This window comes from Bradyrhizobium sp. CB2312, from assembly GCF_029714425.1.
Taxonomy (GTDB): domain Bacteria; phylum Pseudomonadota; class Alphaproteobacteria; order Rhizobiales; family Xanthobacteraceae; genus Bradyrhizobium.
Window position 1 is genome coordinate 2,975,012 of the sequence record NZ_CP121668.1, and the last position, 23,890, is coordinate 2,998,901.

The 23,890-nt window shown below is 63.3% G+C and carries 26 protein-coding genes; 10 read left to right on the plus strand and 16 right to left on the minus strand.

The window, feature by feature from the left end:
* Window positions 1-10 precede the first annotated feature (10 nt).
* Both QA642_RS14195 and QA642_RS14200 read right to left on the minus strand, forming a co-directional pair.
* Entirely contained in the window at window positions 11-1,264 is a 1,254-nt protein-coding gene (locus tag QA642_RS14195; protein ID WP_283085204.1) for a patatin-like phospholipase family protein, read from the minus strand.
* Between the two features lie 360 nt (window positions 1,265-1,624).
* Window positions 1,625-1,831: a UTRA domain-containing protein gene (locus QA642_RS14200; RefSeq protein ID WP_283085205.1), complete on the minus strand. Its 207-nt coding sequence runs from the start codon at window positions 1,829-1,831 to the stop codon at window positions 1,625-1,627.
* On the opposite strand from QA642_RS14200, the gene QA642_RS14205 reads away from it, so the two are divergent.
* On the plus strand, window positions 1,824-2,099 hold the full coding sequence (locus QA642_RS14205; protein ID WP_283085206.1) for a hypothetical protein: 276 nt from the start codon (window positions 1,824-1,826) through the stop codon (window positions 2,097-2,099). The two genes, QA642_RS14200 and QA642_RS14205, sit on opposite strands and share 8 nt — an antisense overlap.
* A 3-nt stretch (window positions 2,100-2,102) precedes the next feature.
* Here QA642_RS14205 and QA642_RS14210 read toward each other — a convergent pair whose 3' ends face one another.
* Window positions 2,103-2,435 (minus strand): aminotransferase class III-fold pyridoxal phosphate-dependent enzyme, encoded by a 333-nt coding sequence (locus QA642_RS14210; RefSeq protein ID WP_283086888.1) that lies wholly within the window; start codon window positions 2,433-2,435, stop codon window positions 2,103-2,105.
* An 86-nt stretch (window positions 2,436-2,521) separates the two neighbouring features.
* Between QA642_RS14210 and QA642_RS14215 the strand changes: the two genes are divergently transcribed.
* The 3 genes from QA642_RS14215 to QA642_RS14225 all read left to right on the plus strand — a co-directional run bounded on the left by QA642_RS14215 (window position 2,522) and on the right by QA642_RS14225 (window position 4,413).
* Window positions 2,522-2,809 (plus strand): hypothetical protein, encoded by a 288-nt coding sequence (locus QA642_RS14215; protein ID WP_283085207.1) that lies wholly within the window; start codon window positions 2,522-2,524, stop codon window positions 2,807-2,809.
* A 4-nt stretch (window positions 2,810-2,813) separates the two neighbouring features.
* Window positions 2,814-3,404, plus strand: coding sequence for a TetR/AcrR family transcriptional regulator (locus QA642_RS14220; RefSeq protein WP_283085208.1), 591 nt, complete (start codon window positions 2,814-2,816; stop codon window positions 3,402-3,404).
* Between the two features lie 565 nt (window positions 3,405-3,969).
* Window positions 3,970-4,413, plus strand: coding sequence for a winged helix-turn-helix domain-containing protein (locus tag QA642_RS14225; protein ID WP_283085209.1), 444 nt, complete (start codon window positions 3,970-3,972; stop codon window positions 4,411-4,413).
* Window positions 4,414-4,722: 309 nt separating this feature from the next.
* Here QA642_RS14225 and QA642_RS14230 read toward each other — a convergent pair whose 3' ends face one another.
* Window positions 4,723-5,172, minus strand: coding sequence for a cytochrome b/b6 domain-containing protein (locus tag QA642_RS14230; RefSeq protein WP_283085210.1), 450 nt, complete (start codon window positions 5,170-5,172; stop codon window positions 4,723-4,725).
* Window positions 5,173-5,390: 218 nt separating this feature from the next.
* Here QA642_RS14230 and QA642_RS14235 point away from each other — a divergent pair, with 218 nt between their 5' ends.
* Complete coding sequence (locus QA642_RS14235) at window positions 5,391-6,569, plus strand: acyl-CoA dehydrogenase family protein (RefSeq protein ID WP_283085211.1); 1,179 nt, start codon at window positions 5,391-5,393, stop codon at window positions 6,567-6,569.
* 605 nt (window positions 6,570-7,174) lie between these two features.
* Here QA642_RS14235 and QA642_RS14240 read toward each other — a convergent pair.
* The 12 genes from QA642_RS14240 to QA642_RS14295 form a co-directional block, all read right to left on the minus strand.
* Window positions 7,175-8,149 carry a tripartite tricarboxylate transporter substrate-binding protein gene (locus tag QA642_RS14240; RefSeq protein WP_283085212.1) on the minus strand — a complete coding sequence of 325 codons (975 nt, stop codon included), beginning with the start codon at window positions 8,147-8,149 and terminating at the stop codon, window positions 7,175-7,177.
* Between the two features lie 23 nt (window positions 8,150-8,172).
* On the minus strand, window positions 8,173-8,889 hold the full coding sequence (locus tag QA642_RS14245; RefSeq protein ID WP_283085213.1) for a GntR family transcriptional regulator: 717 nt from the start codon (window positions 8,887-8,889) through the stop codon (window positions 8,173-8,175).
* A gap of 23 nt (window positions 8,890-8,912) precedes the next feature.
* Window positions 8,913-9,653 carry an SDR family oxidoreductase gene (locus tag QA642_RS14250; RefSeq protein ID WP_283085214.1) on the minus strand — a complete coding sequence of 247 codons (741 nt, stop codon included), beginning with the start codon at window positions 9,651-9,653 and terminating at the stop codon, window positions 8,913-8,915.
* Window positions 9,654-9,677: 24 nt separating this feature from the next.
* Complete coding sequence (locus tag QA642_RS14255) at window positions 9,678-10,457, minus strand: SDR family oxidoreductase (RefSeq protein ID WP_283085215.1); 780 nt, start codon at window positions 10,455-10,457, stop codon at window positions 9,678-9,680.
* Window positions 10,458-10,464: 7 nt separating this feature from the next.
* Window positions 10,465-10,845, minus strand: coding sequence for a carboxymuconolactone decarboxylase family protein (locus tag QA642_RS14260; RefSeq protein ID WP_028137140.1), 381 nt, complete (start codon window positions 10,843-10,845; stop codon window positions 10,465-10,467).
* Between the two features lie 27 nt (window positions 10,846-10,872).
* On the minus strand, window positions 10,873-12,111 hold the full coding sequence (locus tag QA642_RS14265) for an ABC transporter substrate-binding protein (protein WP_283085216.1): 1,239 nt from the start codon (window positions 12,109-12,111) through the stop codon (window positions 10,873-10,875).
* Between the two features lie 35 nt (window positions 12,112-12,146).
* Entirely contained in the window at window positions 12,147-13,382 is a 1,236-nt protein-coding gene (locus tag QA642_RS14270; protein ID WP_283085217.1) for an ABC transporter substrate-binding protein, read from the minus strand.
* Window positions 13,383-13,416: 34 nt separating this feature from the next.
* The gene (locus QA642_RS14275; RefSeq protein ID WP_283085218.1) at window positions 13,417-14,124 is read right to left on the minus strand and encodes an ABC transporter ATP-binding protein; all 708 of its coding nucleotides are present in this window, start codon (window positions 14,122-14,124) and stop codon (window positions 13,417-13,419) included.
* The gene (locus tag QA642_RS14280; RefSeq protein ID WP_283085219.1) at window positions 14,111-15,883 is read right to left on the minus strand and encodes a branched-chain amino acid ABC transporter ATP-binding protein/permease; all 1,773 of its coding nucleotides are present in this window, start codon (window positions 15,881-15,883) and stop codon (window positions 14,111-14,113) included. The genes QA642_RS14275 and QA642_RS14280 overlap by 14 nt, the downstream gene beginning before the upstream one ends.
* Before the next feature lie 2 nt (window positions 15,884-15,885).
* On the minus strand, window positions 15,886-16,821 hold the full coding sequence (locus QA642_RS14285; protein ID WP_283085220.1) for a branched-chain amino acid ABC transporter permease: 936 nt from the start codon (window positions 16,819-16,821) through the stop codon (window positions 15,886-15,888).
* A gap of 79 nt (window positions 16,822-16,900) precedes the next feature.
* Window positions 16,901-18,292, minus strand: coding sequence for an MmgE/PrpD family protein (locus QA642_RS14290; protein WP_283085221.1), 1,392 nt, complete (start codon window positions 18,290-18,292; stop codon window positions 16,901-16,903).
* A gap of 31 nt (window positions 18,293-18,323) precedes the next feature.
* On the minus strand, window positions 18,324-19,217 hold the full coding sequence (locus QA642_RS14295; RefSeq protein WP_283085222.1) for an NAD(P)-dependent oxidoreductase: 894 nt from the start codon (window positions 19,215-19,217) through the stop codon (window positions 18,324-18,326).
* Window positions 19,218-19,444: 227 nt separating this feature from the next.
* On the opposite strand from QA642_RS14295, the gene QA642_RS14300 reads away from it, so the two are divergent.
* The 5 genes from QA642_RS14300 to QA642_RS14320 all read left to right on the plus strand — a co-directional run bounded on the left by QA642_RS14300 (window position 19,445) and on the right by QA642_RS14320 (window position 23,888).
* Entirely contained in the window at window positions 19,445-20,821 is a 1,377-nt protein-coding gene (locus QA642_RS14300) for an MmgE/PrpD family protein (protein WP_283085223.1), read from the plus strand.
* A gap of 28 nt (window positions 20,822-20,849) precedes the next feature.
* Window positions 20,850-21,239, plus strand: coding sequence for a carboxymuconolactone decarboxylase family protein (locus QA642_RS14305; protein WP_028137131.1), 390 nt, complete (start codon window positions 20,850-20,852; stop codon window positions 21,237-21,239).
* 11 nt (window positions 21,240-21,250) lie between these two features.
* Window positions 21,251-22,060 carry an N-acyl homoserine lactonase family protein gene (locus QA642_RS14310; protein WP_283085224.1) on the plus strand — a complete coding sequence of 270 codons (810 nt, stop codon included), beginning with the start codon at window positions 21,251-21,253 and terminating at the stop codon, window positions 22,058-22,060.
* 89 nt (window positions 22,061-22,149) lie between these two features.
* Window positions 22,150-22,878: a GntR family transcriptional regulator gene (locus QA642_RS14315; protein WP_283085225.1), complete on the plus strand. Its 729-nt coding sequence runs from the start codon at window positions 22,150-22,152 to the stop codon at window positions 22,876-22,878.
* Window positions 22,879-22,925: 47 nt separating this feature from the next.
* Entirely contained in the window at window positions 22,926-23,888 is a 963-nt protein-coding gene (locus tag QA642_RS14320; protein WP_283085226.1) for an ABC transporter substrate-binding protein, read from the plus strand.
* The last annotated feature ends 2 nt before the right edge of the window (window positions 23,889-23,890 follow it).

Sequence of the window (23,890 nt, forward strand, 5' to 3'; positions counted from 1 at the left end):
TACCTTGGCACTACGCATCCGCTCGCTCTCGGCATCTATGATACGTATCTTGCACCTTTTGCCATCCCACCTTGTCGTTCTTCTCCGGATGCTCATTTATGAAGTGTGGCCCGTCATGCGGCGGAAGGTCTCGATGTGCGTGATACCTCTTGATGGCCTGTTCCGCCGCGGCTTTTCCCAGCTCCCGCCCGTTATAGAGGTTGCTGTGATTCCATTTGAAATTGATGTGCCCCGGCACCTGGATCTCGACGATTATGCCGTCCCATTTGGGCTGGTCGTACTGCACGTGATATTTGAAGATCCTGACGTCGTCCTCGCCAACGGTCGCTGCGAATAACTGGCAGAGATTCGCCAGGGCATCATGAAGGTCTTTCGGTTTGCGGACCTGCCCGGAATCGACGATCCTGCTCACCCATATTTCGTCCAGATCACGGTGCTCCTCGAGCAAGCTCTCGAAGTTGACCGTGTCGACCAGCGCTCCCTCGCAGTAAGTAACTCCGTCGATCTCTACGGTTTCTTCGATGAAGGGAAGAGCTGAACACGCACATAGGCTGGACGCGCTGATTGGCCCTTTGTACTCTTTCTTGTCGCTTTGCTGGGTCATTGGTCGGTTGGAAAACAACGCGAGCTTATGGTCGTCAAGATTCCAGGCGTTGTGAAATATGAAGGGGAATGGTTCAGCCTTTTCAAGCGCCTTGAAATTTATGCTCTTCATGAATTGGCTATGCGGATAGTTGATCTTGGAGAGGCCAGTGACGTGGGACAGGTACATCATGGACGTGAGATAGCGAACGAAAGGATTGGGTGCCAGCACCTGGTTAAGGATCCATCTGTTGATGTCTCCCTCGTCCGGGATCGTGAACTTCTGTTGAGGGAACCAGAGCGACAGAGTATCCCTGACGGCGTTCATCATGCTCGATGGGTCCCATAAATGCTGATAGTTCTTGGGATCCATGACGAAGCTGGTCAGAGCCCTGCTAATGCTTCCTGCCCAATCTGGACCGAACACGGTGTTGATGGGAAAGCGCTTATAGCTTTCGTTGTCTCGAAACACGCCATTCTTGAAGAATTGATAGGTCTTTTCCGCCCTGGCTTTGTTTTCAACTCCATCAAATTGATTGTAGACAATCCCAACCCAGGCGCCGATGCAGGACAACGCCCACACGTCAAACCTTATGTCCGCATTGGCGAGAGCTTCCAGAACACCGATGTGCAGTCCTGCTGCCGGACCGCCTCCGCCGAGTGCAATAGCTCTCTTCACCATTTGGTTTCCTCCACTCAATTTATCGCAGCACTTATTCTCCAATCGGATTAATGAATTGCGTGGCGATGTCGAGGTTCGACGGGTTCTATAACATGCCGCCCGCACCGGCACACGGCGGCCAAGAACGCAACTCAGCGTATCGCAGTCTGGCCCGTCTAATTGTGAACCAGTTCACCTTTGATGTTTGTCACGAGAGCGTGGGTATTTGGCGTCGTCTTTTGCGCGCATGGCGGATGCGGCGATACCAAGAACTCGGTGCGCCTGGCTGAACTCTCGCATCCGCGGACGTTACGCTGCTTCGCGTCGGCAGACGATGGGCCAAAGCGTGTGTTCGCGAGCGACAGCCCTGTCTTCCCGCAATCAATCGCCGCGCTTCACCACGAACTGGACGCGTTCCCCTGCAAATCGGGTCTCATGATAGACGATCGGGCGCCTGTCGCGGTCGACGTCGACGCTCTCGACCGCAAGGATGGGCGTCATCGCGGATTGTCGCAGATATCGAACGTCGTCCTGCGAGGGATTTCGCGCAACGAGGCGGGTCCGCTGACGGCGACCCAGCTTGCGCAAGGTCGCGCGCTCCATCGAATTGCTGGTGCGTCGAGGGTTGATTTATCGTGACGTGGATAAGGCCGACCGCCGCCGCACCAGCCTGAGCCTCACGGCCGATGGCCGCAAGGTCTACAAGGACATTGAGAAATTCGTCGTTAGGGTCGAGCGCAAGCTCATGGCCGCGCTCGATCCGCACGAAGTCGAGGTTTTAAGGCGAAGCCTCGACAAGCTCGATCGGCAGCTGGAGACCGAGATCAAAGCGCAAGGCCGCGACAATTTCCTATGACGGTCAGACCGTCCGAATGCCGTTCCTGATACCATCGGCGATCTGACTAATCTGCTCCTCGCTGATGATGAGAGGCGACGACAGGATCAGTGTATCGCCAACGGCGCGAATGAAGATTCCGTTTTCGAGACAATGGTTGGCCACGGCGCGGGCCCGTTGACCAGGAGCATTCGGGGCAGCCTCGATCTCTACGGCCCCAAGTAGCCCGAGGTTGCGAATGTCGCGGACCACGCCGCCGGCGCTCCTGATGTCGTGAATGGCGGCTTCCCATTTTCCGGCCATGCGCGCGACTCTCTCGAAGATGCCTTCCTCCTGATAGACATCGAGCGTGGCAATCGCGGCGGCGCAGGCAAGCGGGTGGCCGGAGTAGGTGTAGCCATGAGCGAATCGACCGTGGCCTCCGGTCCCTGCGACATGGCGTCATGCACGTGCTGATGGATCAGCACGCCGCCCATGGGAACGGCGCCGTTGCTCATCCCCTTGGCGCAGGTGACGAGATCGGGCGTGACGCCCAAAGCCTGCGCGGTAAAGGGCGCTCCCAGTCTCCAGAAGCCTGTGACGACCTCGTCGAAGATCAGCGGGATGCCGGCCGCCGCCGCTGGGCGGGATACCGCTCGGCCGGCCAGCAAAAAATGTGTTCTCCCAAGCATTGCGTTCCGATGGGTCTTCGCTTAACGAAACTAGATCTGAACTCTAGAGTGGAAACTTAGAGCAGTGAGTCGGTATGGAGCGGCGAAATCCGCGATACTTTCAGCGGGTCTTAGAACCTTTGAAAAGGTTGGGTTCGACGGCGCCACCGTGACGTCAATCTGCGCCCTGGCCGGGGCGTCGAACGGGAGCTTTTTTCATTTTTTCGGATCGAAGAAGGGGCTGGCCGCGGAGCTGCTCCTTGCCGCGCTTCGTTCGTATCATTCGGCCATGCTGGCACCGCTGGCTTCTTCTCCCGACGCGAAGACCGGCGTCGCAATGTTGGTTGCAGCGCATCTTGGATGGGTCGTGGAACAGCGGCGGGATGCCAAGTTTCTGTTTGAGCAGTCGCGAGCGGAATGGCTGGCGGACTTCCGCAAGGAGCAGCAGGCGGAGAACGAGGCCTTTCGAAATGGACTCGCGAGCTGGTTCGATCCACTCGTGGCATCGGGCGCTGCGCGCGAGATGCCGATCTCGATCTTCATCAGCCAGATCATTGGTCCAGCGCAGATATTCTGTCGGGCGTGGCTGTCGGGTCGCGAGCGCAGCGATCCGCGAACGCATGCCCAGATCCTTTCACAATGCGCAATTCGATCGGTCGTTGTGGAGAGTCGATGATCGTACACACTGGAGGCAGCATCAGATCGAGGGCCCCTTCGAGTGCGTGTCTGCTCTGTTGCGCCGCCGGCTAAGGAGCCTTGTGCCGAAGGGACATCGCTCCCGAAATGACGCTTTGCGACAACGAGACTCAACGAACGGCCGAACTGTGTCTGCCGGTCGTTGGGTGGCGTTCGAAGAGACCGTGTTTCGGGCAACCGTGCTCGATGGCGAAAAGCAGTTCGTCCCGCTAATCCATATCATCTTGCGCCATATAGCCTTTGAGCTTCTATGAGGGTCGATACAAATCAATCGTTATTGTCTTTTTCTACCGCGAGAGCCGCCGGAGCAAATACACGGATCATCATCGCCGATGGCGACTTTACACGCCGGCTCGAGATGGTCCGCTACTTCGAAAGCTTTAGTATGAACGCGACCTCAGTGTCGGGATGGCTGGAACTGCGCCGATGCCTTATGCAGCCGGGCGCATACCTGGTGATCCTGGATCTTGAATTGCTTAGAGAGGGTGGGCTTGATCTGCTGCGTGAGATCCGATCCCTCTTTCACGCGCCAGTCATCCTCATCGGTGGACCTCGACGAGGGTAATGGGATCGCGGGCCTGGAACGTGGCGCCGACGACTATCTTGCACGGCCGCTGAGTCTGCGTGAACTGGTCGCACGAACACGCGCGATATTGAGCAATCAGCCAAATGTCGCCGGTGCATCGCCTCATGGCGTCAAACCCCGCGGATACTCGTTTAACGGATGGACGCTGGAGCGACGCTCGCGGATTATGCGGGACGAAACCGGAGATCCGGTCGCCCTCACGAAGAGCGAGTTTGCCCTTCTGTTTGCGTTTCTGGAAAAGCCTCAGGAGATCGTTTCCAGGTTGGACCTGATGCAAGCGGTCCGTTTGAATTTGGACACTATGGATCGGAGCATCGACGTCAGCATCTGTCGCTTGCGGCGGAAACTACAAAACTCTCCGGGCGCCCCGGAGGCCATCGAGACCGTGCGCAATCTCGGATAGGCCTTCAAGGTGCTGGTCAAACCATTGTGAAACGTGTCGAGGCATGGGAGGCCGGGCGTCTGTGAGGCGCCTCTCGTGTGGGGGCAGGGGTTTTGAGCCGTTGGTGCGGCTTCGCTGACCGATGGTCGCTGACGGCGGTGTCGGCATGTTGAAACTGAAATGCTCCTTGTGCAGGGAAGGCTCGAAGGCGAGCGCGGCTCAGTTCGGCTGTCGGCGACCGTCACCATCAGACGGCGTCGCGACACGCATTACAGCGGTAACGCTTGCGCGATTGCTGTCTGATCGAACGGATGCTTCGTGTTGATTGCATCAGGCTTTTCGCCTGGGCAAACATCGGCAATACGGAGATTGAGCATGACAGCATCGACAATGAAGCCCACGATCCCATCCATCAGCTCCGAAGGCGATGGCGAATGGCTGCAGACGAGGCCCGGCGAAAGGTGCTGCATCCGGGTGTCTGCTGCCGAGACCGGCGGGGCGTATTCCCTGGTCGAGATCGTTTCCAGCCCTGGAGATAGCACGCCGCAGATGCGACATCGCGCGGATCGCAAGCTGCGCAAGAACGATCAGGAACACCAGCACGCCGAAGGATTTGTGCCAGGGATAAAGCAGGTTGAACTTCGGCGCGAGGGCGTCATCCAGCACGGTCATCGTCCAGCCAGCGGCGATGAGGCCAAGGATCAGCAGGGCGCGCACCCAAAGCAGGATCCGCAGTGCCGCCGGATACTTATCGATCGTTGGCCGAACGTCGTAAATCATACTTTGAACTCCTTGCCGGGAACGGCCGCGAATGCACGTCAGGCAATGCGCATCGGCCCGGATGTCGTCACGCCTCGGGCGCCTTGACATGTCCTTGGGCAGGGAAATAGTTTAGGCTTAAAGCAGTTATGGCACGGCCTGCATTGGCGCCTACGATCGCCGGCGTGGCAGAGAGCATGCCGGCCGCCCGGCAGACACCCGACCTTGCGGAGCGACAGATGGGCTCACCGGCAAAGACAATCTTCCGCGACTGGCTGGACTGGCCGTTCTTCGAGCCGCGTCATCGTGCACTTTGCGATGCGCTCGATCGTTTCGTCGCGCAGCGTGGTCTTCAGGCTGCCGATCACCGCGACGTCGATAACGCCTGCCGCAAGCTCGTGCGTGCGCTTGGCGCGGAGGGGTTGCTCGATTGCGCGGTTGCGGCGCCGGACGGCGACGTGACGAGCATCGATTCCCGCTCGATCTGCCTGTCGCGTGAGACGCTGGCTTATGCCGATGGCCTCGCCGATTTTGCCTTCGCCATGCAGGGCCTCGGATCCGGCGCCATCGCGCTTGCCGGGTCGGCGGAGCTGCGACATGCCGTGCTACCGAAAGTCCGTTCGGGCGAATGGCTGGCGGCCTTTGCGCTTTCGGAGCAGGAGGCCGGCTCGGATGTGGCGGCCATGACCTGCACGGCACGCGAAGATGGCGACAGTTATGTTCTGAACGGCGAGAAGACCTGGATCTCCAACGGCGGCATCGCCGACGTCTACACGGTGTTTGCCCGAACCGGCGAAGCGCCCGGCGCGCGCGGCATCTCCGCATTCGTCGTGTTTCCGGACGACCCCGGCCTCAGCGTTGCCGATCGCATCGACATCATCGCGCCGCATCCGCTGGCGACCCTGCGGCTGGACAACTGCCGCATTCCGAATAGCCGGCGGCTCGGGGCGCCTGGCGGGGGGTTCAAGATCGCGATGCGGACCCTCGACATCTTCCGGGCTTCGGTTGCTGCAGCCGCGCTGGGTTTTGCCAGACGGGCACTGGAGGAGGCGCGACTGCACGCACAGGCACGACGCATGTTCGGTGCGACGCTGTCGGATCTGCAGCTCACCCAGGCCGCGCTCGGAGACATGGCGACTGAAACCGACGCCGCGGCGCTGCTGACCTACCGCGCCGCATGGCGCCGCGACGTCCAGAAGCTCCCCACCACGCGTGAAGCTGCGATGGCAAAACTGGCCGCCACCGAGACCGCCCAGCGGGTCGTCGATCGCGCGGTGCAGATGTTTGGCGGACGCGGCGTGCGCAAGGGCGAAATCGTCGAGAGCCTGTATCGCGAGGTCCGCGCCCTTCGAATCTATGAAGGGGCGACCGAGGTCCAGAAGCTGATCGTCGCGCGCGAACTGCTCAAGCCGCGCTAAGCCGGCCCTCGCATCTGGAGCAAAGCAAAATTCTTCCGGTGCATCCCGATCACGCCGCGCCGCCCCGTCTTGCGGTTCTCGCGGAGCGGTTCCGATCGATGCACAGAGCGCATGTCGACACGATCGGCTTGAACTCATTGCTTGCTTGAAACCTTGCGCTCCTGAACCCGGATCGCTGCCGTCGAACTTGCCGTTGCAATCAGCAGATCGCTCGAATCCCGTTGCTCCGCTTCCATAAAGCCGATGCTGCGTCCGCGCCGGATCACGCGTCCATATGAGCGGTGCAGGCCCGGATGTGCACGGCAATCCCTGGCTCCCCGCTCACAAGGCATGCGGCTGCCATCGCGACATCCATCCTGCGACGACGCCGCGTGACGTTATTCGGCATTCCATAACGCATGGCCATGCTGCGGGAAGAGGCCCTTATCCAAGTCGTACAAAAGACCACAAGCGCAATCAGCGAGTCGCTGAAGTAAGCCGCTAAAGCATGATCTGGAAAAGTGCGAAGCGGTTTTCCGGAAAGATCATGCGTAAACAACGACCTCAAGCGCGATGACGATTCTCCAAATCTCATCGCGCTTTAGTGTGCCACCGCCGCTTGGCGTCTATTGGGGCTCGATTCCGGCCGCCTTGATAATCCGTCCCCATTTGCCAATCTCGGACTTCAGGAAGGATTCCAGGGCATCCGGCGTTGCGCGGCTGGATTCGACCGGCGCCATGCTGAGTTCGGCAAAGCGGCTGATCAGGGCAGGATCCTTCAGTGCCGTCTGCAGCGCGCCGACGAGATGGTCGACCACCGGCTTCGGTATGCCGCGCGGGGCGTAGAGACCGTACCAGGTCGTGACGTCGAATTCGGGGAAGCCGGCCTCTGCCGAGGTCGGCACGTCAGGCAGGGTCGCGACACGCGCTTTGCTGGTGATCGCGTAGCCCTTGATCGTCTTTGACTGGATATACGGCGTCGGCCCGGTCGCGGGATCGCAATAGATATCAATATGGCCGGCGATGACGTCGTTCAGAGCCGGGCCGCCGCCCTTGTAATAGATCTGCGAGAGCTTGGTATCGGTGGTGCTCATGAACATCAGGCCGCAGAGCTGCGAGGCTGAGCCGAGGCCGACATTGCCGAAGGTCATCTTGTCACCCTCGCTGCGGATGCGCGCGATCATCTCGCTCAGATCCTTGGCCGGAAAGTCCGGCCGGGCCACCAGGATCATCGGCACATCGGTCACGAGCCCGATCATGGCGAAGTCGCCGACAGGATCGAACGGCAATTTTGCGTAGAGAGCGGGCGCTGTGGCCTGGCCGACATGCATGAGCAGCAGCGTGTAGCCATCGGGCGCGGCCTTGGCGACACGGTTGGTGCCCAGCGTACCGCCGGCGCCGACGACGTTCTCGATCACGATGGACTGTTTCAGCGTCGCACTCATGGCGTTGCCGAGGATGCGCGCGATGACGTCGCCGGGGCCGCCAGCCGAGAACGGCACGATCATCGTGACCGGGCGATTGGGATAGTCGTCCGCGATCGCGGTGCCGCAAGGGTAGAACAGGAAAAGCAGGATCAGCGATCGTACGAGATACTTCATCGAACACTCCCTGGCGGCATTTTTCAGTCGTCGGAAGGCGCCGCCTCCTTGGCCGCCGACGATTTTTCAATCATGTCCAGCGCGGCCACTGCGGCCGCGTTGATGTGGTCGACGCAGCAGCGCTCGGCGAGATCCGCATCGCCGCTCTGGATCGCGCGCCAGATCGCCGTGACCTCGCGCAGGCTCTTGTTGATTCGCTTCGGCTGCGACATCGACGTAATGCGCAATAGCTGGATGCGGTCGTGGAGCGGCTTGAGCATGCGCTCGATGAACGCGTTGCGGCAGCCGGCGATCAGCGCGGCGTAGAAATCGGTCTTGGCTTCCAGGCAGCCGACCAGATCCTGCCTGGCGGCAGCGGCCTTCAGCCGTGTCAGGGCATCCCCGATCCGGCGTGCGACTTCCGGGTCATGAAGCCGGGCGCATTCGCGGCCCGCGTATCCTTCGAGGACCGCGCGTGCCGCGTAGAGCTGCCGGGCTTCCTCCAGGCTGATCGTCGAGACCACGGGGCCACGGTGCGGGACGGTATTGACCAGCCCGTCGGCCTCGAGGGCGCGCAGCGCTTCGCGGATCGAGGGGCGGCTGACGCCCATCATCTCGCAGAGCTCGCGCTCGACCAGGCGCTGGCCCGGTTTCAGCGTTCCGGACATGATCGCCTCCCGCAGCTTTTGCGCGACCATCGCCCGGACGGTCGGGACGTCCTCGATGCGGAGTGTCGACTGCAATTCGCTACGTCTTTCCATGTCCGGGTCCTGTTCGGGAAAAGTCAGTACCGGTTTACAGGCAGAATCATCATTTCGGCAATTTGAACGTGCGGCGGCTGGTCGAGGGCAAAGACGATGGACCGGGCGATATCGGCCGGATCGAGCGCCATCCTGAACTGCTCGAAATAGTCCTTTTCCTTCTGCGTATCGCCGCGGTAGCGGGTCAGGATGATATTGGTCCGGGTCAGGCCGGGCTGGAGCTCGGTCACCCTGATTGCGGTTTCCGCCAGCTCGCCCCGGAGGGTCTCAGTGAACATGTGCACGCCCGCCTTGCTGGTGCTGTAGGCGGCCATGTCAGGGACGATACGGACGGCATTGATCGAGCTGATGTTGACGACATGGCCGGTATTGCGCAGGACCATGCCGGGGAGGATCGCGCGGGTAACGCGCATCAGGCCGATCAGATTGGTCTGGATGATGTTGGACCAGTCGTCCGCGGAGCCGATGTCGAAGCGGGTCCGCCCACCGATATCGTGTCCGGCATTGTTGATGAGGACGTCGACCGGCTTGAAATGACCGGGAATCGCATCCGGCATGCCATCCGCGGCCTTTGCGTCGCTGATGTCGAGCTGGATCGGAAACACCGCGTCCCCGCCCGTCGCCGCCAGTTCCTGCAGCGCCTTGGGATCGCGATCGACCAGCACGACGCGGCGGCCGCTCTCCAGCAGCGCCTTGGTGATGGCGCGACCCATGCCGCCGGCGGCACCCGTCAGCACGACGGTCTGGCCCGATTGTTCAGTCATCGCAGCACTCCCATTCCAAGGTCCTCATGCGACCGACCAGCCGCCGTCGATGGGCAGGCTGGCTCCGGTGATGTCGTTTGCGGCCGGGCTACAGATAAAAACGACCATGGCGGCGACCGCATCCATTCCGATGAAGCGCTGCGTCGGCTGGCGCTCGCCGAGATATTTGCGCGTCACGTCATCGACCGGACGGCCGCTATTGGCAGCAATGCCGGCGATCTTGTTGAGGATCGCCGGCGTCGGCAGCGTGCCCGGGCAGATCGTGTTGCAGGTGATCCCGCTGCGGGCCGTCTCGATGGCGACGGCACGGGTGATGCCCAAAATCGCGGTCTTGGTGGTGACGTAGTCGATGCGCTCCTCGACCGCGCGGCTCGAATAGATCGAGCCCAGATTGATGATCCGCCCCCAGCCGCGCTGCTTCATCGCCGGCAGCGCCAGGCGGATCAGGTGGAACGGGGCCGACAGGTTGACGGCCAGCGCCTGTTCCCATTTCTCGGGCGGAAACTGCTCGATGGCAGAGAAATGCCTGATGACGGCGTTGTTGACGAGAATATCGATGCCGCCGCAGCGGCTGACCAAATCGGCCATCATGGCCTCGATCGCCTCGCGCTGGGCGAGATCGGCGCTTGCCGCGACGACCTCCACGCCGAAGCGGGCGCGGAGTTCGTCCGCGGTCTGCTTCGGCGCGAGGAGATCGTGAAGGACAATGTTGGCACCCGCGCCGGCAAGGCCGTCCGCCATGGCCCGTCCGAGGCCCGCGGTCGCGCCGGTCACGAGTGCCCATTTGCCCTTCATCACAGCCATCGCTCCGCTACTTCTTGTCGAGCTCGGCGAAGACTTCCTTGGCGTTGCGGAACGCATCGACGCCGGCGGGCACGCCGCAATAGATCGCGACCTGCATGAAGACCTCGCGGATTTCCTCCTTGGTGGCGCCGTTGGCGAGCGCGCCGCGGACATGCGTCTTCAGCTCGTGCGGGCGATTGAGCGCGCAGAGCATCGCCAGGTTCAGGAAACTGCGGGTCTTGCGTGTCAGGCCCTCGCGGCCCCAGACGTAACCCCAGCAATATTCCGTGGTGAGGTCCTGCATCGGGCGATTGAACTCGTCCGCGGACGCGATCGCCTTGTCGACGAACTCGTTGCCGAGCACGCTTTTGCGGATTTCGAGGCCGCGGTCATAGGTCGCCTTGTCCATGTTGCTCTCCGTTTCTTGTTGGTGTTGTCAGGTCTTCGGCCAGAACGGCTTTGCCAGCGCGAGCTCGGGCGGGAATACCGTCACCGGCACGCCGGACTGCCACTGCACGATGGTCATGCCGGCGCCGACCCGGCGGCCCTTCTCGTCGAACTTGATCTCGCCCAGCGGGTAATATTTGGAGGGACCGCCATCCATCGTGCGCAGCGCCTCGCCGACGGCGACGCGATCAGCCTTGCCGGCCTTCTCCAGCGCGTCCTTGATCACCCACATGTCGCCATAGGTGGAGATCGCGTTCTGCGTCATCCACGGCTCCTTGTAGCGGGTCTTCAATTCGGCGATCAGCGCCTCGTGGCCCTTGGCGCCCCAGCTCGCGACGCAGGTCAAGACGCCCTGAAGCAGTTCGGGGCTGACGGTCTGCAGCATGTCCGGCTCGGCGATCGCGATGCCGAACGAGATCGTCGGAACCTTGCCCTGGCCGAGGCCGAATTCGTTCATCTTCTCGAGCAGCAGCTTTGCGTCCGAGATCACCGTCGGCAGGAAGAACAGCAGATCGGGTTTCGCCGAGCGGATCTTCTGCACCAGCGACGTCGCGTCCGCCAAGGGCGGCGTGAACGTCTCGTCGACGATCAGCTGCAGCTGGTTCTCCGCCAGCAGGCCTTCGCGCATCGCCTTTGCGGAGGCGATCGAGGCGCCGGTGTTGTCGGTCAGGATCGCGACCGTCTTCGGCCGCTTGCCCGAGGCCGTCTCTGCCAGCTTGATGAGCTGCGGCAACGCCTGCTTCGCCTGTGAACCCGCGGTGGCCGCGGTCTGGAACACGTATTTGAATCCGCGCTCGGTGATGAGGTCGGAGTAGGAGAGGGTGAGCATGGGCAGGTTGGCGCGCTCGGTGACCTCGGTCACCGCGAGGGTGAAGGAGGAAAGGTAGGCGCCGCTGGCCGCGACCAGATCGGTCTCCTGCGCCACCATCCGCTGGGCCGCGTTCTTGGCCTTCTCCGTGGTGTCACCGGAATCGAGCACGACGAGCTTCAGCTTGGCGCCACCGAGCGCCTTGATGCCGCCTTGCGCGTTGATGTGATCGACCGCCATCTCGGCGCCCTCGCGCATCACCGTGCCGGGGCGCGCATAGAGCCCGGAGATCGGTACCAGCAGGCCGACCTTCACTTCGGAAGGCTGCTGCGCCCAGCCGGCGCGGGATGCGATCAGCGTGCCGGAGGCACCGGCAAGCAATGTTCGCCGCGATATCGTGATCTTGTTCTTTGCAGTCATGACAATTCTCCTCCCTGAAAAATCGCGCGACGCTGTTAGGATTTCTTCGGCCAGAACGGCTCTGCCTGCGCGAGCTCGGGCGGATAAACGGTGACCGGTACGCCCGACTGCCATTGCACGATGACGACGCCGGCGCCGACGCGGCGGCCCTTTTCGTCGAATTTGAGCTGACCGCCCGGATAATATTTCGAATCGCCGGCATCCAGCGACCGCAAGGCCTGTGCGACCGCATTGCGGTCGGCTTTGCCGGCCTTTTCCAGCGCCTCCTTCATCACCCACATGTCGCCATAGGTCGAAATGACGTTCTGCGTCGCCCAAGGCTCCTTGTACTTGGCCTTGAGCTCGGCGATCAGTGCTTCGTGACCCTTCGCGCCCCAGCTGGCGACGATGGTCATGATGCCCTGTACGATCTCCGGGCTCACGCTCTGGAGCATGTCGGGCTCGGCGATGGTGATGCTGAAGGACACGGTCGGGATCTTGCCCTGGCCGAGACCGAACTCGCTGATCTTCTCCAGCCCGAGCTTTGCGTCCGAGACCGCGTTCGGCATGAAGAGCAGCAGATCTGGCTTTGCCGAACGAACCTTCTGGATCAGCGGCGTCGCATCCGAGAGTGGTGGGGTCCAGACTTCCTCCACCACGAGCTGGAGGCCCTCCTGCGCGAACAGCTTCTCCTTCAGCGCCTTGGCGGTGGCGACCGAGGTTGCGGTGTTGTCCATCAGCATCGCCACGGTCTTCGGCCTCTTGCCGGATGCTTTCTCGGCGAGCTTCATCAACGTCGGCAGTCCGAGTTCGGACTGGCGGCTCGCGGTCGCGGCGGTCTGGAAGATGTATTTGAAGCCGCGGTCGGTCAAAAGGTCCGAATAAGAGAGCGTCAGCATCGGCAGTTCGGCACGCTCGGTGACCTCAGTGACCGCAAGCGTGAAGGACGAGAGATAGGAGCCGGTGGCGGCAACGAGATCCGGCTCCTGCGCGACCATGCGCTGTGCCGCGTTCTTGGCCTTCTCGGTGGTGTCGCCGCAATCGATCACGACCAGCTTCAACTTGGCGCCGCCGAGCGCCTTGATGCCGCCCTGCGCGTTGATGTGCTCGATGCCCATCTCGGCGCCCATCTTCATCACCTGGCCGGGGCGGGTGTAGATGCCCGACAGCGGCACGATCAGCCCGACCTTGACCTCGGCGGGTGCTTGCGCGCGTGCCACGCCGGCAAGGCTGACGGCGGCGGCCCCGGACAGCACGGTCCGGCGCGAAAGCCCCTTCGATGTCTTGTTCATTGTGTTCTCTCCCTTGTCCTTGTTCTTGTGTTGGTCACATGCCGAGATAGGCCTTGCGCACGCGGTCGTCGGCGCGCAGCGTGTCGTTGTTGCCTTCGAGCACGACATGTCCGGCTTCGAGAACGTAGCCGTGGTCGGCCGATTCCAGCGCCTCCGCGACGCGCTGCTCGACCAGCAGCATGGTCAGCCCGGACTGGCGGCGGATCTCGATCAGCCGATCGAAGATGAAGTCCGCGGTCGAGGGCGCAAGGCCCATCGAGGGCTCGTCCAGCATCAGGAGCTTCGGCGAGGAGGCGAGGCCGCGGCCGATCGCAAGCATCTGCTGCTGGCCCCCGGACATCGTACCCGCGAACTGGTTGCGGCGCTCCTTCAGCACCGGCAGCCATTCGAATATCCGCTCGATATTGCCCCGCCAATCACGCCTGCCGCTCTCGGTCATCGCACCCATCTCCAGGTTCTCCATCACAGTCAGTGACGGGAACACCTGGCGGCCTTCGGGGACGTGGGCGATGCCGAGATGGGCGCGCTGCGGCGGCGGTACGGCGAGGAGATCAACGCCGTCGAAGGTGATTCCGCCGCCGCTCGGCTTCACGATGCCGGAGATCGTCTTGAACAGCGTGGTCTTGCCGGCGCCGTTGGGGCCGACGATCGCGACGAACTCGCCGGCGCCGACATTGATCGAGACGTTATTCAGGACGGGTTTTGCGGAATAGCCCGCGCTCAATCCTTCAATTCGCAGCATGGCCCACCCACTTCTTGCCGAGATAGGCCTCGATCACACGGTCGTCGCGCGTCACCACTTCCGGCAGGCCCTCGGTGATGACGGCGCCGTGGTCGAGCACGAGGAAGCGATCGACCAGGCGGACCATCGCCTGCATGGTGTGCTCGATGATGGCGATGGTCATGCCGTCGCGCGCGAGCTGCTGGATCACGGCGACGACCTCGTCCGCTTCGCCATGGCCGAGGCCCGCGAGCGTTTCGTCGAGCAGCAGGATGCGCGGCTGGCCGGCGATCGCGCGAGCCAGCTCCATCAGCCGCAACTCCTTGGTCGAGAGCTCGCCGGCGACACGACTGGCCACGGCGGAGAGTCCGACACGCGCGACCGCGTCGGCGGCCAGCTTGCGGGCTTCCTCGTCGGAGCTTGCGCGCACATAGGCGCCGACCACGACATTGTCGAGGATCGACATGCGCAGGAACGGCCGCATCACCTGGAAGGTACGGCCGATGCCGGCCTCGCAGATCACGTGCGGCCGCTGTCCGGACATGTTGCGGCCGTCGATCAGCACCTCGCCCTGGCTCGGCTTCAGGAAGCCGTTGAGGAGGTTGAACAGCGTCGTCTTGCCCGCGCCATTGGGGCCGATGATGCCGAGGATCTCGTTCTTGTGCAGCTTGAAGCTGACATCCTGCACGGCCTTGAGGCCGCCGAACGAGCGCGAGAGGTTGCGGACCTCGAGCACGACCTCGCCCGTCGCGGCGCGCTGCCGCGCGGCGGGCTTCAGCGGTGTGACGTTGGTGGTCGTTGCCTCCGTCGCGTCACTGACCGTTGCCTTCGATGCGTTCCGCTTGCGCACAAGATCGCGCATTTTCCAGAACAGGCCTTCCGGCGCCAGCAGGATGACGCAGACGATTGCGATGCCGAAGATGACGCCCTGAATGCCGGGGATGCGCGCGCCGGCTTCCGCATGGAGGATCTCGGCGAGCGGGATCAGGATCACCGAGCCGATGACCGGACCCCAGACCGTGCCGACGCCGCCAAACATTGCGACCGTCAGTGCCTGCGCGGACACCAGCATGCCGAACACCGATTGCGGGGTCACGACCAGCAGCACCTGCGCGTAGAAACCGCCGATGGCGGCGGCGATGGCGCCGCTCAGGGTGATCGCGCGCAGCTTCCAGGCCAGCGTATTGATGCCGGCCGCTTCGGCCGCGGCCTCGTTCTGCTTGATCGCAAGCAGCGCCATGCCGAAGCGCGAGCGCTCGATCACCTGCGTCAGCACGATGGTGGCCAGCATGATGGCGAGCCCCAGCAGCGTGTAGATGTGGGGATCGGTGAACTGCATGAAGGCGATCGGCGCGTCGCGCTTGATCGGAAGCGTCACCTCCTGGAAGCCGAGCCATTCGAATACGTAGAGAATGGCGAGCGGATAGGCGAGCATCGCCAGCGCGAAGTAGTGGCCCTGCAGGCGGAAGGTCGGAAATCCGATCAGGAGCCCGGCGATGCCGCCGAGCATGGCAGCGATCGGGATCAGCAGCCAGGGCGAGATGTTGAAATAGATCTGCCCGAGCGCGGTCGCATAGGCGCCGATCCCGAAGAAGGCGGCATGGCCGAACGAGATCAGCCCGGTGTATCCGCTGAGCAGGTTCCAGGACAGGCCGAACACCGCCCAGACCGGCACCAGCGTCAGGATCAGCTGGTAGTATGAGTTGGTGACGCCGAGCGAGATCCCGGCGTAAGCGAGGGTGAAGAGCAGGGGCGGCAGGAAGGAACGCGTCCGGAGCATGATCACGTCCTCTCGACCATGCGCCCGAAGAAGCCCTGCGGACGGAAGAAGATGATGAGGAGGAAGACGGCGAAGATCGCGGCGTTCTGCAATTGCGTCGGCAGGATCAGCGTCGACATCTGCTGCACGAGGCCGATCGTCATGCCGCCCCAGAATGCGCCGATGATGCTGCCCATTCCGCCGAGCACGACGCCGGCATACATGACGATGACGTATTCGAGACCGACGAACGGATGGAACGGATAGTTGGTGGCGAGCAGGCCGCCGGCAATCGCGGTGATGCCGCAGCCGAGTGCGAACGCAGTGCGGTGCGCGCGGTCGACGTCGATGCCCATATAGGTCGCCGCGGTCGGATTGTCGGCGGCGGCGCGGAGCGACTTGCCGATCCGGGTGCGCGCGATCAGCAGCGAGAGCAGGATCATCATGGCGAGCGACACGACCGCATCGATGCTGCGGGCCTTGTTGAGGAAGATGCTCATGTCGAAGAACGGGCCGAGCTCCCAGGCCGAGCTCGACAGCGGCGTGCGGATCGAGGCCAGCACCGAGCCGAACACGATGAGGCCGCCGTTCTGCAGGATCAGCGCGATGCCGAGCGTGAGGATGAGCTGGGCGTAATGGCCTTCGCCTTCGAGCGAGGCGGTGCGCGTGCCGGAGACGCGCGAGATCAGCGTCCGATGGACGAAATAGCCGAACACGGCGAGCACGGGGCCGGCCAGCAGGATGGCGACGAACGGCCCGACCGTATTGCCGAACAGAGCCTGCACGCCGGCGGCGGTGAAGAGATAGAAGGCGGTATACATGCCAAGCATCATGAAATCGCCGTGAGCGAAGTTGATGACGCGCATGACGCCGAAGATTAGGCCGAGCCCGACGCACATCAGCCCATAGACGGCGCCAATCAGCAGGCCCGCGGCGAGCGCTTGCAGAAATCCTTCCATCAGCCACGCCTCCGCGCTGCCGACAATGTTAGACTGGCCTCCAAGCCGACCATGTTTCCCCCGTATTCTCCGGCATTTCTTATGATGCCGATCGTAAGACCCGTTCCGTCTCTAGGCGGCATTGCGCCGCAATGGCGCCGGCATTGCCGAGCCGCTCGCAATCGTCGACGAGTTGTTCGAGCCGGTGCGCGCGATCCTCGCCGAGAACTCTGGCAGCGGCAGCGCGAAAGCGGCCGCGAATTTCTGAAGGCGTTGCCGCGATCACGTCGGGCAGCGCGTGCCGGATCGTCCGGCCACTGCGCAGATGCACGGTCACGTCCGCGCCCTGCTTGCCGGGGAAGGCGGCGGTGAAGCCAGGATCGGCCTCGAGATCCGTGATCGCGACGAGGCGAATGATGTCGGCATCGTCGAGCTCGGAGTAATTCTCTTCCTCGATCTCGCCCCGCGCCAGCGTCGCCGCGACGCTGAAGGGAATGCTCATCTTGGCCTGCAGCGCGTTGCGGTAGGGCCCCATCGAATCGCACCCGGGATAGCGAACGGCGGCATCGGGCGCGCGGATGACGACCCGGTCGATCTCGTCAGGGCTGGCGAGCTCGTGCGAGACGCGGAGCGCGGCCTGCGCGGCGGTCTGCGCGAAGTTGCAGGCCGGCACCGGCTTGTTGTAGACGGCCATGATCTCGCACTCGCCATCAGGGAAGAGCGCGATGCTGGCTGGCGCGGCCTGGCGGCGATATGCGGCGAACAGGCCGGCCTCGCCGTCGAGGATGGTTTCGGAGCCGAAAGCGCCGGCTGCGGCCAGGCCGATCGCCTTGATCGCATTGCTGGCTGCAAAGCCCGGATGGAAATACATGTCGGAGCCACCGGCATGCGGCCATTCGTTCAGTCCGCTGGACGTGTTGGTCGCGATCGCGATGGCGCTGGTGGCTACGTCCTCGGAGAGGCCGAGCGCAAAACTTCCGGCGAGCGCCGCGCCCGGAGGGGCCACGAGGCCGGTCGGACGATAGAGGCGGGCGAGATCGGAGGTCAGCAAAGCGCGGCCGATCCGCGCGCCGGTCTCATAGCCGATGATGGCGGCGGCGAGCAGCCTTGCGCCGTGCAGCGGCGCCTGTTCCGACAGCGCGAGCAATGTCGGCCAGATCACGACGCCGTGGTGCGCGATGCTGGCCGCATGCATGTCCTCGCGGACGAGGCCATGCCCCATCACGGCATTGGCGAAGGCGGCATCGGCCGGCGAGGAGAGTTGCGACGTTCCGATGATCGTCGTGTTGCCGCCGCCTTGTGCGATCGCGACGGCCTGGCGGCTCCAGGCATGCTGGCCGGCCTCGAAGGCGCAGGACAGGAAGTCGAGCAGGCAGAGCTTTGCCTTGGCGACGACGTCCGGCCCGAAATCACCGAGATCGAGTGCAAGCGCGCTCCGCGCCATCTGGCGCGCGAGCGAGAGTTTGCCTGATCCGGTCGGGCCGATCGTCATCGCAATCGCTCTCCCTGAACGCGAGCTGCGCTTAGCCGCGCATCTCGACGCCGGCCCACTCCTCGAGCACTTTTGCGATCGAGGTGAAGTCGGACGACGCACCATATTTGGCATTGGTGATTGCGAGCATCTGCCGCACCACCGCGCCGCAGACCATCGGCACGCCCATCGCCTCGGCCTCGTCCACGCAGAGCCGGACGTCCTTGTAGGAAAGTCCGGTGGCGAAGCCGAAATCGAACGTGCCGGGCAACACTGCGCGTGGGAATTTGTCCTCGGAGGCGCTGTTGCGGCCGCTGCTGGCGTTGATGATGTCGATCAGCACCTTTGCGTTGACGCCGCCCTTGACGCCCATCGCGACGGCTTCCGAGGTGATCACGAGCGCGGCTGCCGCCATCAGATTGTTGGCGAGCTTGGCGGTCTGCGCCACGCCGGGCTTGTCGCCGGTGTAGAACAGCTTGCCGAAATTCTTCAGGATCGGCTGCACGGTTTCGTAGGTCGCTTGCGGACACGACACCATCACCGCCAGCGTGCCGTTGACGGCGCCCTTGATGCCGCCGCTCACGGGCGCATCGACCAGCGTCATGCCCTTGGCCTTCAGGCCTTCCGCAACGAGCTTTGCCGCGCCGGGACCGGAGGTCGAGAGATCAATCACGATCTTGGCGCGATTGCCGCTGCCGATGCCGTCCTGGCCGAGCGTAACCGCCTTGACGATGTCGGGCGTCGGCAGACTGACGAGCACGATGTCGGCGCGCGAGGCGACGTCGGCCGGCGACTTTGCGAGTTGCGCGCCGCGCTTGACCAGCGGCTGCACTGCCTCAGCCTGCGTGTCGTAGACGACGAGCGAATAGCCCGCGTCGATCAATCGCCCCGCCATGGGGCCGCCCATGCGGCCCGTGCCGATTACGCCGAGGATCTCTCCCGCCATCGTCTACTCCCTGTCGCGCGATCCCGTGACGGGCGCGCCTTCTTGATCTCGTTGGTCAACCGTTGTCGCCGGCCGGCCTTTCCGGCCGCCGTCGTCGTGGCAGCGGGATCCCGCGCCAACGGGGCGGATTGTTATGATTGTCAGACAAGCTGTCAAGCATAACATTTGGGGTCGACAGTTTGCCGCGGATCGTCCTATGGTTCGGGAAAACGAGGAAGACGCCCCGCGTGCCACAAGATCCAATTCCGAGTGTGAGCAGGACGCTCGCCGATTTCGTCGCGGCGTCGTCATGGGCGGACGTGCAGGCGCAGAGTGTCGAGGCGCGGCGCTCGATCCTCAATTTCTTTGCGACCGCGCTCGGCTCCGCGCGCGATCCGGTGGTCGTCGCCGCGATGCGGACCTTGTCACCGTTCAGCGGCGCCGCGACATCGACGGTCATCGGTCACTCCGAGCCGATGGATGCGCTATGCGCGTCGTTTCTCAATGCCATCTCGGCCAATCTGCTCGACTTCGACGACACCCATCCCGAGACGATCATTCATCCGGTCGCGCCGGTCGCCGCTCCCATATTTGCGCTTGCGGAGACGCGAAAACTGTCGGGGCGCGAGGTGTTGACCGCGTTCATTCTCGGCGTGGACGTGGAATGCCGCATCGGCAATTCGGTTTCGCCGCGCCATTATGCGCGCGGCTGGCACATCACCTCCACCTGCGGAATCTTTGGTGCGGCCGCAGCCTGTGCGAAGCTGTTGGGCCTGCCTGCGGAAGGCATTGCGAACGCGATCGGAGTTGCGGCGAGCCAGTCGGCCGGCAATGTCGAGAACCTGCCGAGCGCCGCCAAGAATGTCAGCGTCGGCAACGCCGCCAGGAACGGATTGTTCGCCGCGCTGCTGGCACAGCAGGGTTATGAGGCCGCGCCGCGCGCCATCGAAGGTCCGCTCGGCTGGGCGCGCACCATGGGTGACGTGCCGGATCTTGCTCGTTTGCTCGATGGCCTCGGCAAGACCTGGGAAATCGCAAAAAACACCTACAAGCCCTATCCCGCCGGCATCGTGTTCCATTCGGTCATCGATGCCTGCCTCATGTTGCGCGAGCGGATCGGCCGCAACGTCGATCCGATCGAGTCCGTGACGGTGCAGGGCTCAGCGCTGCTGCTCGCGCGCGGCGATCGTCCCGTCAACAACGAGCGCGATGCCCGCGTCAGCATCCATCATTGCGTGGCCTGCGGACTGCTGCTCGGCACCGCGGGTGTGGTCGAGTTCGTGCACGAGACCGTGGTCCGGCCCGATATCGTGCAAATGCGGCAGAAGGTGAGGGCGGAGCTCGATGCTCAGATGCCGGACGGCGCTGCGCGCGTCGCCTTGCGCCTGTCGTCCGGCGAGGTGCTCACCGAGACCGTGACGTCGCCGCGCGGCAGCCAGGCCGCAGCGCTGTCGGACCACGACATCGAAGACAAGCTGCGCGAAGGCGTACGGACCGGTCGAAGCGATTGGGATGCGGACCGCGTCATCGACGCTGTCTGGCGGCTCGATGCGGTCGATGACGTCGGTGAACTCCTGCAATCGCTACGTCCGTCGTCGGCGACGCGCCAAACAACTTCCAACTAGACTCTCTCAAGACCTGAAAGGGACGATCATGAGCAAGACCGAACTGTTCGAAAAAGGCCTCAAAGTTCGCAAGGAGGTGCTCGGCGAGGACTACGTCAACAAGTCGATCGCCGGCGCCGACGAGTTCACGCGCGCGATGGCGGAATGGTCGACCGAGTTCTGCTGGGGTGCCTTGTGGACGCGGCCAGGCGTCGACCGTCGCACGCGCTCGATCGTCAATCTGGCGATGCTCGGCGCGCTGAACCGCCCGCACGAATTGAAGCTACACGTGAAGGGCGCGCTGAAGAACGGCCTGACCAAGGAGGAGATCAAGGAGATTCTGCTCCAGGTCGCGGTCTATTGCGGCGTGCCCGCCGGCATCGACGCCTTCCGCAACGCGCGCGAGGCTTTTAACGAGGTCGACGCGGCCGGTTCCTGAGCGAGAGTCCCATGGCTGCCCCAGAATACGAGCTCTTCGCCATCCGCTATGCCACGCGCGATGCGCAGCGGAGCGAGCACTTCATCGGCGGCGACCCGCACGACGGGCCGATGCCGATGGACTACTTCATGTGGTTGGCGAGGGGAGGTGGCCGCACCTTCGTCATCGACACCGGGTTCAACGCGGAAGTGGCAAAGCAGCGCAGGCGAAATTTCCTGCGCTGCCCGGTGGAGACGCTGGCGGCATTCGATGTCGACGTCGCCGATGTCAAGGACGTCATCCTCACGCATCTGCACTACGACCACGCCGGCAATTTCGACCGGTTTCCGAATGCGCGCTTTCATCTCCAGGAGCGCGAGCTTGCGTACGCCACTGGGCGCTACATGCATTATCCACGTCTGTCGCATTCCTTCGAGGTCGAGGATATCTGCGGAATCGTGCGGCTGAACTACGCGCGGCGGGTGCTGTTCTACGATGGCGACGCTGAGATCGCGCCCGGATTGACCGTTCATGCCGCCGGGGGCCATTCCGCCGGTCTTCAGTTCGTCCGCGTCAACACGCGCCGCGGCCCCGTCGTGCTCGCCTCCGACGTCAGTCATTTCTACGAGAACATGACCAGCGAGCGTCCGTTCACGACGGCGTTTCATGTCGGCGACATGCTGGTGGGTTTCGACAAGCTGCGCGCCGCAGCACCCAGCGCGGACCACATCGTCCCCGGCCATGATCCGCTGGTCATGAAGCTTTACCCGGCGCCCAGCCCCGAACTGAACGGTGTCGCCGTTCGTCTCGACGTCGCGCCGTCCGGAGCCCCTCATCCTTAGGACGTCGAGCACGGGATGGCGCAATCTGACCAAAAAATCGATTTTCGATTTTTATTGACCTGCGAGCCCGGCCTTGCAATCATCCCACCATGGGTCCGCTTCAGTTCCAATTGTCCGGAAGCCCCGGGAATGGTCCGCGCAGCCTGACATCGGCGCTGCATGAGCGCCTGCGTGCCGACATCCTGGCGACGCGGCTGCTGCCGGGGCAGAAGCTGCACATCGCGGGACTAGCCAAGCAGTTCTCCGTGAGCCTTGCCGCCGTGCGCGAAGCGTTGTCGCGCCTGGTCGCCGACGGTCTTGTGCAGGCCTCCGACCAGCGCGGTTTTCGCGTCAGCCCGGTCTCGCTCGCCGATCTCGCCGACGTGACGCAGACGCGCATCGACATCGAGGGCCTTGCGCTCCGCCGCTCGATCGAGCGTGGCGGCGAGGCCTGGCTCGCATCGGTGAAATCCGCCTGGGCGGATCTCAAGGCCGTTCCCTATCATTATCCTGATGATCCCACCGTGCACTACGAGGAATGGGTGATCCGTCACCGCATCTTCCATCGTGCGCTGGTCAATGCCTGCGGCTCGCCGTGGCTGCTCGGCTTCCGCGACGTGCTGCATGAACAAAGCGAGCGCTACCGCCGGCTCTCGATCCGTCGCGCGCTCGGCAGCAAGTCGCGTGACGTCGAGGCCGAGCACATGGCGATCGTCGCCGCCGTGGTAAAGCGCGACGCGGATGCGGCAGTTCGCGCGTTGTCAAAGCATTTCGGCATCACCAAGGAATTCGTGGAGCTCGCCGCCTCGCGCATTGCGGAGGTGAGCCGCGCGACCTGACGATCCCTAGAAATTCGGCACAAAAAAATACAGACCGGGAGGAAACAATGAAGATCAATCGCCGTCATGCGCTGATGTCGCTCGTTGCCGCCGCAATGCTGGCCGGCCCTGCGAGCGCCGCCGACACCATTCGCGTCGGTTTGCCCACGAAAACCTATTGGCCGACGACGATCGCCGAGACGGCCGTGCGGCAAAAGCTGTTCGAGAAGGAAGGCATCCAGGCCGAGCTGACCATCTATCGCAGCGGGGCCGAGACCTTCGAAGGCATGGCCGCGGGCGCGGCAGACATCATCCTCGATCCGCCGTCCCTGGTCTCCGCGGGTCGCAAGAAGGGCGTGATGTCACGCATCGTCGCCAATGCCGCGATGGGTAATTTCGGCTGGCAGCTGATGGTCCCGACCAAATCGACGCTCGACGTCAAGGATCTCAACGGCAAGAAAGTGGCGATCACCGCGGCCGGCTCCGGCTCCGACCTGCTCGCGCTCTGGACCATCCAGGACAGGAAGATCGATTTCACCCGCGTTCCTGTCGGCGGCGGTGGCCTCGTGCCGAACCTGCTGGCTGGCAACGTCGAGGCGGCCGTGGTCTATTCGCCGCTCAGCTTCCAGATCTCGAAGTCCGGCGAAGCCAAGACCATCCTCGATTACGCGACCGCGGTTCCGCCGAACCTTACGGCGGGGTGGATCGTGCTCGACAAGTTCGCGGATGCAAAGCCCCAGCTGGTGCAGAAGGCGGTGAACGCGCTCTATGGCGCGGTTGCGTTCATGCGTGCCAACCGCGACGTCACCGTCAAGCTGATCGCCGAGCTCTACGAAATGCCGCCGGAGATCGCCGGCCTGGAATACGACAACACCATCATGAAGCTCGAGACCAGCGGCGACATGGGCGCCGCTGACGTGAATGCGGCCGTGCAGCTGTCGCTCGATCTCGCCAAGCTCGGCGGCCTCAAGGACATCGTCCCGGTCGAGGACGTGATCTCGACCAAGTTCAAGCCCGTCCCGACCAAGTAGCA

What these genes read in the sequence shown, in the direction of transcription:
- QA642_RS14195 (WP_283085204.1), bottom strand. Translation starts at nt 1,264, where the DNA reads ATGGTGAAGAGAGCTATTGCACTCGGCGGAGGCGGTCCGGCAGCAGGA.
- QA642_RS14215 (WP_283085207.1), top strand. Translation starts at nt 2,522, where the DNA reads ATGCACGTGCTGATGGATCAGCACGCCGCCCATGGGAACGGCGCCGTT.
- QA642_RS14230 (WP_283085210.1), bottom strand. Translation starts at nt 5,172, where the DNA reads ATGATTTACGACGTTCGGCCAACGATCGATAAGTATCCGGCGGCACTG.
- QA642_RS14235 (WP_283085211.1), top strand. Translation starts at nt 5,391, where the DNA reads ATGGGCTCACCGGCAAAGACAATCTTCCGCGACTGGCTGGACTGGCCG.
- QA642_RS14240 (WP_283085212.1), bottom strand. Translation starts at nt 8,149, where the DNA reads ATGAAGTATCTCGTACGATCGCTGATCCTGCTTTTCCTGTTCTACCCT.
- QA642_RS14245 (WP_283085213.1), bottom strand. Translation starts at nt 8,889, where the DNA reads ATGGAAAGACGTAGCGAATTGCAGTCGACACTCCGCATCGAGGACGTC.
- QA642_RS14250 (WP_283085214.1), bottom strand. Translation starts at nt 9,653, where the DNA reads ATGACTGAACAATCGGGCCAGACCGTCGTGCTGACGGGTGCCGCCGGC.
- QA642_RS14255 (WP_283085215.1), bottom strand. Translation starts at nt 10,457, where the DNA reads ATGGCTGTGATGAAGGGCAAATGGGCACTCGTGACCGGCGCGACCGCG.
- QA642_RS14260 (WP_028137140.1), bottom strand. Translation starts at nt 10,845, where the DNA reads ATGGACAAGGCGACCTATGACCGCGGCCTCGAAATCCGCAAAAGCGTG.
- QA642_RS14265 (WP_283085216.1), bottom strand. Translation starts at nt 12,111, where the DNA reads ATGACTGCAAAGAACAAGATCACGATATCGCGGCGAACATTGCTTGCC.
- QA642_RS14270 (WP_283085217.1), bottom strand. Translation starts at nt 13,382, where the DNA reads ATGAACAAGACATCGAAGGGGCTTTCGCGCCGGACCGTGCTGTCCGGG.
- QA642_RS14275 (WP_283085218.1), bottom strand. Translation starts at nt 14,124, where the DNA reads ATGCTGCGAATTGAAGGATTGAGCGCGGGCTATTCCGCAAAACCCGTC.
- QA642_RS14280 (WP_283085219.1), bottom strand. Translation starts at nt 15,883, where the DNA reads ATGCTCCGGACGCGTTCCTTCCTGCCGCCCCTGCTCTTCACCCTCGCT.
- QA642_RS14285 (WP_283085220.1), bottom strand. Translation starts at nt 16,821, where the DNA reads ATGGAAGGATTTCTGCAAGCGCTCGCCGCGGGCCTGCTGATTGGCGCC.
- QA642_RS14290 (WP_283085221.1), bottom strand. Translation starts at nt 18,292, where the DNA reads ATGACGATCGGCCCGACCGGATCAGGCAAACTCTCGCTCGCGCGCCAG.
- QA642_RS14295 (WP_283085222.1), bottom strand. Translation starts at nt 19,217, where the DNA reads ATGGCGGGAGAGATCCTCGGCGTAATCGGCACGGGCCGCATGGGCGGC.
- QA642_RS14305 (WP_028137131.1), top strand. Translation starts at nt 20,850, where the DNA reads ATGAGCAAGACCGAACTGTTCGAAAAAGGCCTCAAAGTTCGCAAGGAG.
- QA642_RS14310 (WP_283085224.1), top strand. Translation starts at nt 21,251, where the DNA reads ATGGCTGCCCCAGAATACGAGCTCTTCGCCATCCGCTATGCCACGCGC.
- QA642_RS14315 (WP_283085225.1), top strand. Translation starts at nt 22,150, where the DNA reads ATGGGTCCGCTTCAGTTCCAATTGTCCGGAAGCCCCGGGAATGGTCCG.
- QA642_RS14320 (WP_283085226.1), top strand. Translation starts at nt 22,926, where the DNA reads ATGAAGATCAATCGCCGTCATGCGCTGATGTCGCTCGTTGCCGCCGCA.